Source organism: Umezawaea sp. Da 62-37 (genome assembly GCF_032460545.1).
Classification (GTDB): Bacteria; Actinomycetota; Actinomycetes; order Mycobacteriales; family Pseudonocardiaceae; genus Umezawaea.
The window spans coordinates 163,090-179,269 of record NZ_CP135965.1 but is presented as its reverse complement, the minus strand read 5'-3'; the positions used below and the strand labels follow the sequence as shown (position 1 = coordinate 179,269).

At 71.2% G+C, this 16,180-nt stretch carries 10 protein-coding genes; 9 read left to right on the top strand and 1 reads right to left on the bottom strand.

Features of this window, described 5'->3' with window-relative positions; genetic code table 11:
* The first annotated feature begins 30 nt into the window (after positions 1-30).
* The 3 genes from RM788_RS00825 (at position 31) to RM788_RS00815 (ending at position 5,806) form a co-directional block, all read left to right on the top strand.
* The gene (locus RM788_RS00825) at positions 31-1,470 is read left to right on the top strand and encodes an FAD-dependent monooxygenase (RefSeq protein ID WP_315929476.1); all 1,440 of its coding nucleotides are present in this window, start codon (positions 31-33) and stop codon (positions 1,468-1,470) included.
* On the top strand, positions 1,470-1,808 hold the full coding sequence (locus RM788_RS00820) for a putative quinol monooxygenase (protein WP_315929475.1): 339 nt from the start codon (positions 1,470-1,472) through the stop codon (positions 1,806-1,808). Before RM788_RS00825 ends, RM788_RS00820 begins: the two co-directional genes overlap by 1 nt.
* Before the next feature lie 266 nt (positions 1,809-2,074).
* Positions 2,075-5,806, top strand: coding sequence for a family 78 glycoside hydrolase catalytic domain (locus RM788_RS00815; protein WP_315929474.1), 3,732 nt, complete (start codon positions 2,075-2,077; stop codon positions 5,804-5,806).
* Between the two features lie 54 nt (positions 5,807-5,860).
* On the opposite strand, the gene RM788_RS00810 is transcribed toward RM788_RS00815, so the two are convergent.
* Complete coding sequence (locus RM788_RS00810) at positions 5,861-7,861, bottom strand: HelD family protein (protein ID WP_315929472.1); 2,001 nt, start codon at positions 7,859-7,861, stop codon at positions 5,861-5,863.
* Positions 7,862-8,034: 173 nt separating this feature from the next.
* On the opposite strand from RM788_RS00810, the gene RM788_RS00805 reads away from it, so the two are divergent.
* The 6 genes from RM788_RS00805 (at position 8,035) to RM788_RS00780 (ending at position 16,175) form a co-directional block, all read left to right on the top strand.
* The gene (locus RM788_RS00805; RefSeq protein ID WP_315929471.1) at positions 8,035-11,067 is read left to right on the top strand and encodes an MGH1-like glycoside hydrolase domain-containing protein; all 3,033 of its coding nucleotides are present in this window, start codon (positions 8,035-8,037) and stop codon (positions 11,065-11,067) included.
* 509 nt (positions 11,068-11,576) lie between these two features.
* Positions 11,577-11,972, top strand: coding sequence for a GntR family transcriptional regulator (locus RM788_RS00800; RefSeq protein WP_315929470.1), 396 nt, complete (start codon positions 11,577-11,579; stop codon positions 11,970-11,972).
* Positions 11,969-12,877, top strand: coding sequence for an ABC transporter ATP-binding protein (locus tag RM788_RS00795; RefSeq protein ID WP_315929469.1), 909 nt, complete (start codon positions 11,969-11,971; stop codon positions 12,875-12,877). Before RM788_RS00800 ends, RM788_RS00795 begins: the two co-directional genes overlap by 4 nt.
* Positions 12,865-13,827 carry an ABC-2 membrane transporter-related protein gene (locus tag RM788_RS00790; protein WP_315929468.1) on the top strand — a complete coding sequence of 321 codons (963 nt, stop codon included), beginning with the start codon at positions 12,865-12,867 and terminating at the stop codon, positions 13,825-13,827. The genes RM788_RS00795 and RM788_RS00790 overlap by 13 nt, the downstream gene beginning before the upstream one ends.
* 394 nt (positions 13,828-14,221) lie before the next feature.
* On the top strand, positions 14,222-14,770 hold the full coding sequence (locus tag RM788_RS00785; protein WP_315929466.1) for a GNAT family N-acetyltransferase: 549 nt from the start codon (positions 14,222-14,224) through the stop codon (positions 14,768-14,770).
* Between the two features lie 223 nt (positions 14,771-14,993).
* Positions 14,994-16,175 (top strand): fumarylacetoacetate hydrolase family protein, encoded by a 1,182-nt coding sequence (locus RM788_RS00780; protein ID WP_315929465.1) that lies wholly within the window; start codon positions 14,994-14,996, stop codon positions 16,173-16,175.
* The last annotated feature ends 5 nt before the right edge of the window (positions 16,176-16,180 follow it).

The window sequence follows — 16,180 nt, the reverse complement described above, 5'->3', positions numbered from 1 at the left end:
CAAGTCACCGACTGTTGACTTGGAGGCGCCGTGGAAAGCGTGGACGTGGTGGTCGTGGGGGCGGGCCCCTCGGGCTGCATGTTGGCGGGTGAGCTCGCGCTCGCCGGGCGGTCGGTGGCGGTGCTGGAGAAGCACTCGGCGCCGTCGCCGTTGAGCCGGGCGTTCGGCGTGCACGCCCGGACGCTGGAGGCACTGGACAGCCGGGGGCTCGCCGAGCGGCTCATCCCGACCGGGACCGCGTCGCCAGGGCTGTCGCTGTGGCGCGGCGCCGAGCTGCGGCTCGGGCAGCTGCCGTCGCCGTTCCCGTTCCTGCTGGTCACACCGCAGCGCAACGTCGACGACCTGCTGGAGGAGCACGCCCGCGAGCACGGCGCGACCGTGGTCCGCGGCGTCACGGTCACCGGCCTGGAGCAGCACGCCGACGGGGTGGTCGTCCGGGCCGACACCGCCGATGGCGAGCGGGTCTGGAAGGCGTCCTACGTCGTCGGCGCGGACGGCGTGCGCAGAGCGGTGCGCGACCTGATCGGGCAGTCGTTCCCCGGTCGGGTGCTGCTCAACTCGATCACGCTCGCCGACGCCAGGCTGGAGGACCCGCCCCGGAGCATCGTGACCGTCGACGCGGTGAAGGACTGCTTCGCGTTCCTGGCGCCGTTCGGCGACGGCTGGTTCCGGGTGATCGTGTGGGACCGGCGGTTCGAGGACGTGCCCGGCCACGAGATGACCGAGGACGAGATCCGCGATGTGCTGGTGCGGGCGATGGGCACCGACTACGGCATGGGCGAGGTCCGCTGGAAGTCCCGGTTCCGCAGCGACGAGCGGCAGGTGCCGGAGTACCGGACCGGGCGGGTGTTCCTGGTCGGCGACGCCGCCCACGTGCACTCGCCCGCGGGCGGGCAGGGGATGAACACCGGCATCCAGGACTCGCTCAACCTGGGCTGGAAGCTGGCCGCCGTGCTCGACGGCGCCGACGAGGCGCTGCTGGACACCTACCAGGCCGAACGCCACCCGGTCGGCAGGCTGGTGCTGCGCTCCAGCGGGGCCACCATCCGGATGATGACCATCCGCCCGTGGCTCGGGCGCAAGATCCGTGAGTTCGGGATCTCGACCTTGCTGCGGCTGCCGGGGTTCACCGCGAAGGCGGCGGGCATGTTCTCCGGGGTCGGCATCTCCTACCGGCGCGCGGCCGGGGACCACCGGTTGGTCGGTCGCCGCGCCGGTGACCTGCCGCTGCGCGGCGGCGGGCTGTTCGAGGCCATGCGCGAGGGCGGTTTCCAGCTGGTGGTCGAACACGACGCGAAGGCGGTCGACGCGCCCGTCCGGGTCTCGCGCCGGCTGGACGACGGGCCCGCGCTGCTGGTGCGGCCCGACGGGTACATCGCGTGGGCGGGCTCGTCGGCGAGCGGCTCGTGGAGGTCCGTTGTGGACGGTTTCACCGGGGTGCGGGACAAGGTCGATCAGAGGAGGAAATGATGCTGGTCATCACTATCCGGTTCAAGGTGCGGCCAGAATGGTGCGACCGGTGGATGGGCATGGTCGAGGAGTTCACCCGTGAAACCAGGGCGGAGCAGGGGAACCTGTGGTTCCACTGGGCGCGCGACGTGGACGACCCGACCGTTTTCGTCCTGCTGGAAGGACATCAGGAGAGTTCGGTGGAGGAGCACCTGCGTTCCCCGCTGATCCCGAGGATCCAGCGCGAGTGGCCGCAGGCCCTCGTGGAGACGCCGCGCTTGATCAAGGCCGTGGTGCCGGGGACCGAGTGGGCGCCGATGGACCTGCTGCCCGTACCCGCCCTGGCGGACCACGGCTGACCGGCGGGGGAGTGGCGCCGCGGCGCACCGGCATCCGGTGCACCGCGGCGTCGGCCGTTCGGGCGCACGCGGGCGTCGGGTGGTGGCGGGGTCGGGGCGGGCGTTGGGCCGAACGCGCGGGCTGTCCGTTCCGGACAATTGTGACGGCTGTTGACTCTTGTGATGCGAATCACCTAGCGTCTGGAAGTCGTAGTAATTGAAACGTTTTAATCCCTGTTCGATCGATGCTTCGAGCCCCCAGCCCTCGACATCCGCGGAGCCACCTGATGCGACGTGCCCCAACGCCACGTGCCCCATCCTCGCGACGAGGTCGGTTCCCCGTCCTCGTCGCGGGCCTCGTCCTGCTGCTGACCTCGACCACCCTGGTGGCGACCGGCCCGACCGCGCTCGCCGCCGTCCCCGTCAGCCTCACCGGCGCCCACTGGGTCTGGTACCCCGAAGGCGCCCCGGCCACCTCGGCCCCGGCAGCCGACCGGTACTTCCGCCGGACGTTCACCGTGCCGAGCGGCGCCGTCTCGGAGGCCCAGTTCGTCGTGACCGGCGACGACACGGTCGACGTCTGGCTCAACGGGACCCCGCTCGCCTCCACCGTCCGCGGCGTCGACTCGTGGAAGAGGGCCGTCCACGTCGACCTGCGGTCCGCGCTGGTCGCGGGCACCAACACCCTCGCGGTCGTCGCCCGCAACGCCAGCGTCGGACCGGCGGGCCTGCTCGGCAGGCTGCACGTCGTGAGCGCGGGCGGCACGGTGGACCTGACCACCGACGGCGCCTGGAAGACCTCGCAGACCGCGCCGGAAGGCTGGGAGCAGGCGGGTTTCGCCGACTCCTCCTGGCCCGCCGCCGCCGACCTCGGCGCGTACGGCGCCGCACCGTGGAACGACCAGGTGGGCGCGCCCGACGTCGCGGCGGCGTCGCCGCTGGGAGTCGGCCCCGCGACCACCGAACGCCGGGTCGACCCGATCGGCGTCGACTCCACCCGACCCCGGCTGGGCTGGAAGCTCACCGGGACCGGTGGCCAGGCGCAGGGCGCCTACCAGGTGGTCGTCGCCAGCACGAGCGCGCTGGCCGACGCGGGCACCGGTGACCTCTGGGACAGCGGTTCCGTGGCCAGCGGCCAATCGGTGGACGTCGTCTACGCGGGCCGCGCGCTGGCCTCCAACACCCGGTACTTCTGGCGCGTCAAGGTCTGGGACACCCAGGGCCGCGCCAGCGGGTGGGGCGCCGTGCGCTCCTTCGAGACCGGCCTGCTGAACCCCGCGAGCGAGTGGCAGGGCGCCTTCATCGGCCAGCCCGGCACCCAGCAGGGGTTCGGCGGCGCGAACTGGATCTGGTACCCCGAAGGGGACCCGGCCGCTGGCGTGCCCGCCGCGACCCGCTTCTTCCGCGCCAGCGTCACCCTCGGCACGGCGCCCGCCGTCGCCAGCCTGATCGTCACCGGTGACGACACCGTGGACGTGTGGGTCAACGGCACCCAGGTCAGCACCTCGCCGCGGGTCGCCGACTCGTGGAGGACGGCCGTCGCCGTCGACGTCGCGAGCAGGCTGCGCGCCGGTGCCAACACGATCGCCCTGTCCGGCCAGAACACCAGCCAGTCGCCCGCCGGCGTGATCGCCCGGCTCGTCGTGGCCGGTTCCGTGGTCGCGAGCACGGACGCCTCGTGGAAGGCGAGCCAGACCGGACCGTCGGGCTGGGAGCAGCCCGGCTTCAACGACTCGTCCTGGCCCGCCGCGAAGGTGGCCGCCGCCTACGGCTCCGCGCCGTGGAACAGCGACGTCGCCGTCCCGCAGACCACCCCGTCCCCGTTGCTGCGCAAGGGCTTCACGGTGAGCAAGCCGGTCGCCTCGGCCCGGCTGCTCACCACCGCGCTCGGCCTGCACGAGACGCGGCTCAACGGCGCCAAGGTCGGTGACGACGTGCTGGCCCCCGGCTGGACCGACTACCGCAAGCGCCTCCAGTACAAGGAGTACGACGTGACCAGCCGGATCGTCCAGGGCGCCAACGCCCTCGGCGCGTGGCTGGGCAACGGCTGGAACACCGGCACCATCGCCTGGTACGGCCCGAACAACTACGGCCCCAAGCCGTGGTACTCCGCCCAGCTGCGGCTCACCTACACCGACGGCACCTCGCAGGTCATCGGCACGGACAGCAGCTGGAAGTACACCGCGGGCCCGATCACCGCCGACGACATGCAGATGGGCGAGAAGTACGACGCCCGCCGCCTGCCCGGCGGGTGGGACGGCGCGGGCTTCAACGACAGCTCGTGGGGCGCGGTCGCCGTGCGCACCGACGCGGCGCCGAAGCTGGTGTCCCAGGTGGACGAGGGTGTGAAGGTCCAGCAGGACCGGACGCCGATCGCGATCACCCAGCCCAAGCCCGGCGTGTGGGTCTTCGACCTCGGCCAGAACGCCACCGGGTGGAACCGGCTGCGGGTCGCGGGCGCGGCGGGCACCGTCGTGACCATGCGGCACGGCGAGATCCTCAACGCCGACGGCACGGTCTACACGGACAACCTGCGCATCAACGGGCTGGGCACCGACCAGTACACCCTGTCGGGCAACGGGACGGAGACCTACGAGCCGCGGTTCACCGTGCACGGCTACCGCTACGTCGAGGTGACCGGTTTCCCCGGCACCCCGACCACGGCCGCCATCACCGGGCGCACCGCGTGGACGGCCGCCGCCCAGATCGGCACGCTGACCACGTCCAACCCGCTGATCAACCAGGTGCAGCAGGCGATCCTGTGGGGGCAGCGCTCCAACATGCTCTCCCTGCCGACGGACTGCCCGCAGCGCAACGAGCGGCTCGGCTGGACCGGTGACATCGCGGCGTTCGCGGCCACGTCGACGTTCAACATGGACATGTCGTCGTTCCTGAACAAGTACACCGACGACCTCACCGACGCCCAGCACGCCGACGGGGCGTTCACCAACACCGCGCCGGACCTCGGCGCGGGACAGGGCATCGCGGGCTGGGGCGACGCGGGCGTGATCGTGCCCTACACCCTGTGGCAGCGCACCGGCGACCTGCGCGCGGTCGACGAGAGCTACCCGGCGATGGCCCGGTGGATCGAGTACCTGCGCTCCACCGCCGACGCCAACCTGATCCGCGACGACGGCGGCTTCGGCGACTGGCTCAACGTGCAGGACGACACCGCCCGCAACATCATCTCCACCGCGTTCCTCGGCTGGTCGGCGCGGCTGGTGTCGCGGATGGCGCAGGCGACCGGGCGCACGGCGGATGCCACCAAGTACGCCACCCTGGCCGACCAGGTCGGCGCCGCGTTCACCTCGCGGTTCGTGGCGGCCGACGGCACGGTGTCGGGCAACACCCAGACCGGGTACGTGCTGGCGCTGGCGTTCGGGCTCGTCCCGCAGAACCGGGTGCAGTCGCTGGTGGACAAGCTGGTCGCGAAGATCGCCGCGTCCGGCGGGCACCTCACCGTCGGCTTCCTCGGCGTGGAGAACCTGCTGCCGGTGCTGACCGACCACGGCCGGTCCGACATCGCCTACCAGATCCTGCTGCAGCCCGGATATCCCGGCTGGGGCTACATGCTGGCCAAGGGCGGCACCACGATCTGGGAGCGCTGGGACGGCATCCGCACCGACGGCAGCCTCCAGGACGTCGGGATGAACTCCTTCAACCACTACGGGCTCGGCTCGGTCGGGGACTTCCTCTACCGCCAGGTCGGCGGCCTCGCGCCGGCGACGCCCGGCTACAAGTCCGTGCTCGTCGCCCCCAAGCCGGGCGGCGGTCTGACGTCGGCGAAGTCGGCCTACGAGACGCCGTACGGCCAAGCGGTCAGCGACTGGTCGATCTCGGGCGGCAGGCTCACCCTGAAGGTCACGGTGCCCGCGGGGGCGTCGGCGACCGTCCGGGTGCCCGCCGGTTCCGCGGCGGCCGTGACGGCACCCGCCGAAGCGGTGTCGTTCGGGTACGGCAACGGGGCGGCGTCCTACCGGCTGCCCTCGGGCAGCTACACGTTCAGCGCGCCCGCATAGCCGGATCGGCAGGGGAGGGGCGTCACCCGCGGTGGGTGGCGCCCTTCCCCGTTTTCAGAGGCCCAGCACGGCGGGCAGCGGTGCGGTGTGGACGATCGTGAGCCGGGAGATGGCACGGGTCAGGGCGACGTAGAGCAGCCGGGTCCCGGTGCCGCCCATGGCGATCACCCGGTGCGGGTCGACCACCACGACGTTGTCGAACTCCAGTCCCTTGACCACGCCCACCGGCACCAGCGCCAGCCGGTGTTCGCGGTCGACCCCGTCGGCGTCCACCGGCTCGACGCCCTCGGCGCGCAGGGCTCCGCGCAGCGCCTCGACGTCCGGGTCGGCGACGATCACGCCGACGCTGCCCTTCTCCACGGGCAGGGTCCGCACCAGGTCGGCCAGCAGCCGGGCCACCTCGGCCGGGCCGCCGTCGGGCACCGACACCACGGACACGGCGTCCGACGACGACCGCGCGGAGGTGGTCGTGGGCAGGTCCGGGGCGATCTCGCGGAGCAGCCGGTTGGCGATGTCGAGGATCTGCTGCGGGACCCGGTAGCTCGTGTTCAGCGTGGCGACCTCGCCGGGCAGTTCCAGCAGGGCCAGCACGTCCTCCCACGACGGTCGGCCCCACGGCGTCGTCTGCTGCGCCAGATCGCCCAGCACGGTCGCCGTGCCCAGGCAGCGGCGGCCGACCGCGCGCAGCTGCATGGCGGACAGGTCCTGCGCCTCGTCCAGCACGACGTGGCCGAACCGCTGCCCGACGTCCAGGAGCGAGGCCAGCTCGTCGAGCAGGACGTGGTCCGCCGCCGTCCACTTGGCACGGGCCGCGGTCACGGGCGGCTTGGTCCACGTCAGCGCCCGCTGCTCGTCGGCGTCCAGCAGGCCTTCGGCGCACGCCGCCAGGTGCTCCGGATCGGAGTACAGCCGGAACAGCACGTCACGCGGCTTGAGCACCGGCCAGATCGACTCCACCACGGTGCGGGTCTGCCGGGAGTTCGCCAGCTTCCGGGTCGCGCTGTCGCCCAGCGACCGGCCCCGGATCTCCAGCTTGCGGCGGACCCGGCCCGCGATCCGCTCCTTCAGCAGGTCCCTGGCCGGACCGAACGGCTTGCGCTCGCGCAGCAGGTCGCTCGCCATGTACGCGATCTCCTCGGGCTGCACGCGCACGTAGGGGCTGGTGTCCTTGATGACGAACTCCCCGTCCCACCGGCCCACCGCCGACCGCAGCGCGCGGTCGAGCACGGCCGCCAACCGCCCGTCGCCCTTCACGGTCGCGGTGGCCGGGTCCTCCACCGGCGCCTTCTCCGCGCCGACGAGCCCGGCCACCGAGACGTGCCGGCAGTCGATCTCGCCCAGCGCGGGCAGCACGCGGGAGATGTGGTGCACGAACGTGTCGTTGGGTCCGACGACCAGCGCACCCTGCCGCCGCACCTGGTGGTGCTCGAAGAGCAGGAACGCCACGCGGTGCAGCCCGACGGCGGTCTTGCCGGTGCCAGGGCCGCCCTGCACGACCAACGAGTCGTGCACCCCGAGCCGGACGATGTGGTCCTGGTCGGGCTGGATGGTCGCCACGATGTCGCGCATCGGCCCGTAGTGGGCCAGCTCGATCTCCTTGCGCACGAACGCGCTCAGCCCCGCGTCCGCGGTCATGTCCGCGAGCTGCTCGTCGTCGAACCCGGTCATCTCGTGGTCGTCGGCGAAGCCGTACCGGCGGCGGTGCACGACCTCCATCGGCGTGGCGGCCGTGGCCCGGTAGAACCGGGCGGCCATGTCGGTCCGCCAGTCGATCACCGCGGGCTCGCGGTCGCCGTCGCCGACGTAGCGTCGCCCGATGTAGACGGGTTCGGGCAACGGGCCGTCGATCCGCCCGAAGAACAGCGGCGCGTCGTCGCGGTCCTCCAGTTGGAACGCCCGGCGGTAGAGCCAGGCGATCATGTCCGGGTCGTCGCCGCGGGCGGCCATCGACTCCGCCGTGGTCAGCATCTCCTCGCGGTTGCGCGTCAGGCAGTCGCGCGCGTACGCCAGCCGACGCCGCTCGGCGTCGAGTTCGTCCTTGTCGTGCTCGGTCACCACGATCCCCCCATTCGGCCGCAGATCGTCGCACGCGACCACCCCCAGGCGGAAAATGATTGGTTTACAACGTTGTAACCAACAGCTATAAACAGAACCGCACAGGTGGTCACGCGGCGTCGCGGACTGGTCGCGGGCACCCGGCATGAAGTCCGACGACGTTGGGAGCCCTCATGTCACCCGACCACCGCGTGCCCCTGCCCGCGCTGGGAGTCGCCCTCGCCTTGGTGGCCGCCACCGCGATCGGGATCCCCGGCGCGGCCGCCACGTCGTCGCCCGCCGCGCCGCCGATGTACCCGGAGATCGGGCGGGGCACGCACCTGTTCGACCACGGCGAGCAGCTGGCCGGGTTCGTCGAACCCGCTTGGTACGAGGCGAACATCCCCTTCGTGGACTTGCCGGACCAGACGATCGAGGACACCTACTACTACCGCTGGCGCACCTACAAGGAAGCGCTCAAGTACACCGGCCCCGACGACGGGTGGATCGTCTCGGAGTTCCTCGGCCCGGTCGGGTACTCCGCGCCCAACGGCGGGATCGTCGCCGCGGCCGGGCACCACGTGTACGAGGGCCGGTGGCTGCGCGACCCCCGCTACCTCGACGACTACCTGGACTACTGGCTCAAGGGCAGTGGCTCCGGGCCCAAGCCCGCCACCGACGGGCTGAACGAGAACACCACCGACTGGGCCCACCAGTATTCGTTCTGGGCGGCCGACGCGATGCTCGCGCGGGCGTCCGTGGACGGCCGGTTCGACTTCGCCGTCGACCGGCTGCCCGAACTGGAGGAGCAGTGGAAGACCTGGGCGCCGCAGTTCGACCAGGCGACCGGCCTCTACTGGCAGGTCCCCGTGTGGGACGCCATGGAGTTCACCGCCAGCTCCTACCAGAGCGACGACCCCTACCACGGCGGCGCCGGGTACCGGCCGACGCTGAACGCCTACCAGTACGGCGACGCCAAGGCGATCGCCTCGCTGCTGCGGCTCAGCGGTGACCGGCGCACGGCCGACGCCTACGAGCGCGACGCGAAGTCGTTGCAGTCCACCATGGAGCAGAAGCTCTGGGACCCGACCGGCCAGTTCTACAAGCACGTGATGCGCGACGACAACCCCGGCGGCGTGAAGATCGCCAACCGGGAGGAGATCGGCTTCGTCCCCTGGTACTTCCACATGGCGCCCGCCGCTAACTCCGCCGCGTGGGCGCAGCTGACCGACCCGCAGGGGTTCGCCGCCCCGTTCGGGCCCACCACGGTGGAGCGGCGCAGCCCGTGGTTCATGCACGACGCGCTGGCCGGCTGCTGCCGCTGGGACGGGCCGAGCTGGCCGTACGCGACCAGCCAGACCCTGACGGCGATGGCGAACCTGCTCGACGACTACCCCGCGCAGTCCTACGTGGACAAGCAGGACTACTACGACGTGCTGCACGGGTACGCCGCGACGCAGCGGAAGAACGGCGCGCCCTACGTGGCCGAGGCGCACCACCCCGACGAGGACCGGTGGATCTACGACGGCGCCGGGCACAGCGAGGACTACAACCACTCGACGTTCAACGACCTCGTGCTCTCTGGCCTGCTCGGGATCCGGCCGCAGCAGGGGGACCGCGTCCGGGTGTCGCCGCTGGTGCCCGAGGGCTGGGACCACTTCGCGGTGGAGAACGTGCCCTACCACGGGCACAACCTGTCGGTGGCCTACGACCGCGACGGCAGGACCTACGGGCAGGGCGCCGGGCTGCGGGTGTGGGTGGACGGCGTGCTGGTGCACAAGCAGTCCGACCTGCGCGCCGCCGACGTGCGGGTGCCGTCGGGCAAGCAGACAGCGGTCGACCCGCTGGTGGACGACCTCGCCAACGTCTCGGGCACCGGTTTCCCTGCGGCCACCGCGTCCTACACGTGGCGCTCCGACAGCCCGGCCGACGCGATCGACGGCCAGGACTTCCACCTCGACGTGCCCGCCACCCGGTGGACCACCTACGGCAGCCCGAACCGCGAGGACTGGCTGGCGGTCGACATCGGGACGGCCACACCCGTCTCGGACGTGCGGGTGTCGTTCTACGACGACGGGGGAGGGGTGCGCACACCCGACGCGTTCGTCCTGGAGTACCGCAAACCCGACGGGACGTGGGCCGCGGTGCCGGGACAGGCGCGCACCCCCGCGGCTCCGGTGCGCGGCCAGGTGAGCCGGGTGGTCGTCTCACCCCCGGTGACGACCGCTGCGCTGCGCATCCGGCCCACGCGGACCGACGGCGGGGCCGTGGGGATCACCGCCCTCCAGTCCTGGCGACCGGAGGACAGCCGGGTGACCGCGTCGCTCAAGGCGGGCGACGACGGGCTGCTGCACGTGAAGTCCGGTGCCACCACGAATGTCTCGGCCACGATCCGCGCCACCTCGGCGGTGACCGTGCGACCGTCGTTGCAACTGCCCGCGGGCTGGACGGCGGACCCGGTCGGCCCCCGACTGGTCACCCCCGGCAGACCCGTCGAACTCCGCTGGAAGGTCAAGGCCCCGGCGAACCTCACGCCCGGCTCGCGCGTTCCGGTTCGGCTGTCGGTGTCCACCGTGCGTTACGGGCGGACCCTGGTCACCTCCGACGTCGTGCAGGCCGAATCGACGTTCGACCCGGCCGACTTCCGCACGGTGGTGTGGGACGACGGCTTCGACTCCCAGAGCGCCTACCGGATCGGCGCGCGGTTCGGCGAACCCGCGCCGACCGTGAACACGTCCGGCGGGTCGCTGGTGGCCACAGCCGCCGACCGGCAGTCCTCCGCGGTGCTGGTGGCACCGGTGACGGCGCCGGCCGGTGACGTGGCCGTGGTGCTCACGCCCTCGTCGTTCTCGGGCGCCTCACCGGAGGACAGCGTGCTGCTGGGACTCGGCAACGGGCCGGACGACCTGGTGCTGGCCTGGTACAACAACAATGGCAAGGCGTCCGGTGTGGACGTCCGCGTCGAGGGCCGCGACTACGGTGACAGCGCCACCGGCGGCTGCTGCGCGGACGTCACGTGGGCGCCGGGCGACCGGTTCGCGGTGGTGTTCGGCACCGACACCATGACCAGCTGGCTCGGCCACGGCACCACCTGGACCCGCCTGCGCGTCGCCCCGTACGGCACGGCCGTGACCCCCGAACGCCGCACGACCTGGTCCCCGGCCATCGGCGTGCGGCTGACCACGGGCAGCCTGGCACTCGACCGCATGACGGTGCTCGGGCGGTGATCGGGGTTCCGGTGGGTCTCGTGGCCCACCGGAACCACGGGTTTGACAGCCGTCGTCCGTGATCGGCTATTTTTTGGCAGCGCGTGGGGACCGCGCCGAGACTCGCCGGAAGGCTTGAAGCCACCCCTCGGTCACTTCGACGCGGCATACCTGCCACGAAACATGTCACGGACCGGCACCACCGTGTACGGGATGGCCGCGGTGGACTGCGCCGACAACGTCGTCCCGCCCCGAAGACCTCGACCCCGTCCAATGCCTGATCTTCCTGCGCGAAAAGCCGAAACCGCGCGCTGGCAACCCATATCACCCACCCTGATGAAACCACCGTCCAAGAAGTCGCCCAAGCCGTAGCGGCGCTTACCGGTGAACCGCACCCGCTTGCCCAACCAGCGGACGTCCTGCACACGCGGTCCACATCTCCAGTGCCGCGGTCGTGCGGACGCGTCGGCTCTCCTGGCCGCCACCTTGCTGCTTTACTATGACCCTAGTAAAGCAGTAAAGGGGCTACCGTGTTCGTCTTCCGGCTCGACACCCACTCCGGCGTGCCGCCGTACCTGCAACTCGTCCAGCAGGTCCGCCAGGCTGTGCTGCTGGGCTTCCTCCAACCAGGTGACCGCCTCCCGCTCATCCGAGAGGTGGTCGAGGACCTGGCGATCAATCCGAACACCGTCGCCAAGGCGTACCGGCAGATGGAGCAGGAGAACCTGGTCACCGGCAGGCCCGGCCAGGGCACGTTCGTCGATGAACAGCAGTCGGCCCCGATGTCGGCGTCGACGTACACGTCGCTGCACCGCGGCCTGGCGACCTGGTTGCGCCGCGCCTACGCGGCCGGTCTCGACGAGCAGGCGGTCGACGCGCTCTTCACCTCCGTCCACCAGCAGATGAGGAATGAGGACGTGGCGTGACGGCGACGGAGTTCGCGCTGCGCACCGACGGCGTGGGCAAGCGGTACCGGAAGGAGTGGGCGCTGCGCGACTGCACCCTGACCCTGCCCACGGGCGGCGTGATCGCCCTGGTCGGGCCGAACGGCGCGGGCAAGACCACGCTGCTGCGCCTGGTCGTCGGGTTGCTGGCACCGAGCACCGGCACGGTGGAGGTCCTCGGCCACGACGTCACCGCCAGCACCCCGCACACCCTGTCCCGGATCGGGTTCCTGGCCCAGGACCACCCGCTCTACAAGCGCTTCACCGTCGCCGAGATACTCCGCTTCGGCCGGGCCTGCAACCTGCGGTTCGACCAGGCACTGGCCGAGCGCCGGCTGGCGAAGCTGGGCATCCCGCTCGACCGCAGGGCCGGAACGCTCTCCGGCGGGCAGCAGGCCCAGGTCGCACTGGCACTGGCCTTGGCGAAGCGGCCGGACCTGCTCGTCCTCGACGAGCCGGTGGCCAGCCTCGACCCGTTGGCCCGGCACGAGTTCATGCAGGTCCTCATGGGAGCGGTGGCCGAAGGCGGGGTAACCGTCCTGTTCTCCTCCCACGTCGTGCACGAACTGGAGCGCGTCTGCGACCACCTGGTCGTGCTCAACCAAGGCAAGGTCACGCTCACCGGTGACATCGACACCCTCCTGACCGAGCACCGGCTGCTCGTCGGCCCGCGCACGCCCACCGACCCCGACCGGGCCGGCGCCGTCGTGGAGGTCGTCCACAGCGACCGGCACACGACCCTGCTGGTGCGCGACGGCGCGATCCCGGCCGCGCCGGGGTGGCAGGCCCGGCCGGTCGCGCTGGAGGACCTGGTGCTGGCCTACCTGCGCCGGCCGTCCGAGCCGAGCGCCGCGACCAGGTCGGAGGTGGCGGCATGGCGTGGTTGATCTGGCGCCAACACCGGACCGAGGTCTGCGTCCTGGGTCTGCTCGTCGGCCTGTTCGCCGTCGCCCTGCTCGTGCTCGGGACGCAGGCCCACGACCTGTTCCCCGGCGGCCCCGCCCGGTGCGCGGGACAGGCCGGTGTCGACGAGGCCTGCGCGGCCTCCTTCCGCCGCCTCGACGAGGAGTACGGGTACGTCGAGAACCTCCTGGCGGCCTTCTACCTGGTCCCCGTCGTCATCGGCGCGTTCCTCGGCGCGCCGCTGCTCGCCCGTGAACTGGAGGACGGCACCTGGCAGCTCGCCTGGACGCAGGCCGTGCCGCGGATGCGCTGGCTGGCGGCCAAGCTCGCGGCACTGGCCGGTGTCACCGTCGCGCTCACCGGGACGTTCACCGCGGTGCTCACCTGGTTCCGCCAGCCGTTCGACGCGTGGGAAGGGCGGTTCCAGTACGACGCCTTCGACCTGGAGGGACTCGTTCCGGTGGCGTACGCGCTGTTCGCGTTCGGCGCCGCCACCGCCGCGGGGGCGATCCTGCGGCGCAGTCTGCCCGCGTTCGGCGTCGCGTTCGGGGCGTTCCTCGCCACCCGGATGACGGTGGCGCTGCTGGCCCGCCCCGCGTACGCCACGCCACTCACCACCCTGGAGCCGATCCCCGTCGGCGGCTCGAAGGACCAGTCCAGGCACTTCGCCGACTGGATGATCGACCACGGCTACGCGGACGCCACCGGGCGCAGGCTGAGCGGGACCGAGTACTACGAGCTGGAGAGCGCCGCCGACCGGGCCGGCACCAACCTCAACCAGTTCCTGCACGCGCGGGGCATCCAGCAGCTCGGGGTCTACCACCCGGCCGACCGGTTCTGGACGTTCCAGCTCATCGAGGCGGCCCTGTTCATCGCCGTCGCGGCGGTCCTGCTCGGTGTTGTGGTGTGGCGGGTACGACACCGCATGATCTAGTGCCCTGACGACAACCGGTCACGGTGTTGTGCGCCACGCTCAAGAGATCGGCCTGCTCCCCGAGCCTGATCGGACGGTGATGACCGCCGCCGCCACGGGTACGAGGACGTGATCCGCCTGCTGTGGATTCGCAAGATGGCCAACGTCGGGATCGCTCTGGGCGACGCAGAGCGAAGCCGTCTGGTGACGGTTCTACAAGCCAACCTTGACCAGTAGCCCTCCCCAGCCTGGACAGTGCTTCATCCAGGTCAGGTAGGCCCTCCCATCGGATAATCGCTCCAGTCCACGACGCCGGTACAGCGGTGCACGGACAGTCAGGCCGACGGCCTGACACTGCTTGAACTGTGGGTCGTCTGAGGCTTCTGCCCGACAGGCGTGCGATAGGTTGCCCGGCGTGACTGAGCTTGGACCTGATGCCTGGCCACCTGCCCCGATCAGGACCGAGCGGCTCGTGCTCCGCGAGTCCGAGGCCCAGGATCGTGCGGCGCTCATCGAGTTGTTCGCTTCGCCGGAGGTGGGCGCCTACATCGGTGGTGCTCGACCGCGTGACGAGCTTGAGCGCACGGTTCCTGAGGTGCCCGGTCGGCGCCCTGGCTTCTTCGTGGTCGATCTCGACGCAGCGATGATCGGCATGATCACGTTCGATCGGCGCGACGCGGAGCATCCGGGTCCCGCCCGTCCGGATGCTGGGGAGGCCTGGCTCGGCTACCTGTTCCTGCCGGAGGCGTGGGGACGCGGGTACGCCACCGAGGCGTGCATGGCGGCGCTCGGCTGGTTCGCCGACACGCTTCCCGGTGAGCCGGTGGTGCTCTGCACCCAGGCTGCCAACGACCGCGCGATGCGCCTCGCCGCGAAGTTGGGGTTCACCGAGGTGGAGAGGTTCGAGGCGTTCGGTGCCGAGCAGTGGTTCGGCGAGTGGTCCTCGGTCATGCCGTCCGGTTGAGTTCGTGCTCGACAGCGCGGCGGTGTGCTTGTCGAAAACTACGTCCGTGCTGGTCAGGCGGCGGGGTGGTGTTCGTTGAGGATGCTGCTTAGTTGCTGGCGTCGGCGGATGTCGAGGTGGGGTGACTGCTGTCCGAGGATTTGCCGCACCATCGCGATCGTGTCGATGATCTCCTGGATCCTGTTTTCTCCGTATCATCAGATGATCGGAGTTTGGAGTACCAGTGACTCTCAACCAGTTGGCGGACCGGGTGGTTCTCGCGGATCCGGCCGCGGTGCTCGTCGGAAGGGTCTTCGACCCCGAGGCGGACGGGCCGTGCCTGGTCGTCAGACGTGGTGACGAACTCGTCGACATCACCCCGTACGGGCCGACCTCCGCCGATCTCCTGGCCCGGTCGGACGTCCTGGATGTCGCCCGCCGTGCGGAGGGGCGGACCTGGAACCTCCGCGAAGTCGTCCACTCGACCATGTCCGGTGGCCGGGGGAGTGCGTACCTGCTCGCTCCCTGCGACCTCCAGGTGATCAAGGCGGCGGGGGTGACCTTCGCCAGCAGCATGATCGAGCGGGTCATCGAGGAACAGGTCGCGGGGGACGCCGCGCGGGCGGACGGCATCCGCGCGTCCCTGCACGACATCGTGGGCACGGCCCTCGCCGTCACGCCCGGCAGCCCCGAAGCCGCGGAGGTCAAGCGGGCGCTGGTCGAGCAGGGGCTGTGGTCGCAGTACCTCGAAGTCGGCATCGGACCCGATCCGGAGATCTTCACCAAGGCCCCCGTCCTGTCGGCGGTGGGGGTCGGCGCGGATGTCGGCGTCCTGTCGGGATCCTCCTGGAACAACCCCGAGCCCGAACTGGTCCTCGTCGCGGACCCGGACGGCAACGCGGTCGGCGCGACCCTCGGGAACGACGTGAACCTGCGCGACTACGAAGGGCGCAGCGCGCTGCTGCTGGGCAAGGCGAAGGACAACAACGCCTCCTGCGCGATCGGTCCGTTCATCCGCCTGTTCGACGAGGGTTTCGGCCTCGCGGATGTCGCGAAGACGACCATCACGACCCGCGTCACCGGCGAGGACGGGTTCGAGGCCGACCACGTGGGACGCCTCGCGGACATCAGCCGCCCGCTTCCCGAACTGTTGGCGGCTACCTGCGGGCGCCACCACCAGTACCCCGACGGGTTCGTGCTGTTCACCGGGACCTCGTTCGCCCCGGCGATGGACCGGGGGGAACAGGGCATGGGCTTCACCCACCACGACGGCGACATCGTCGCCATCGAGTCCCCCCACCTCGGTCTGTTGGCGAACACGGTGGTCAAGAGCGAGGACGCCGCGCCCTGGACGTCCGGGGTCAGGTCGCTCATGCGGAACCTGGCCGCACGCGGACTCCTCGGTGCTCCGGGCGGTGCCCGATAAGCCCG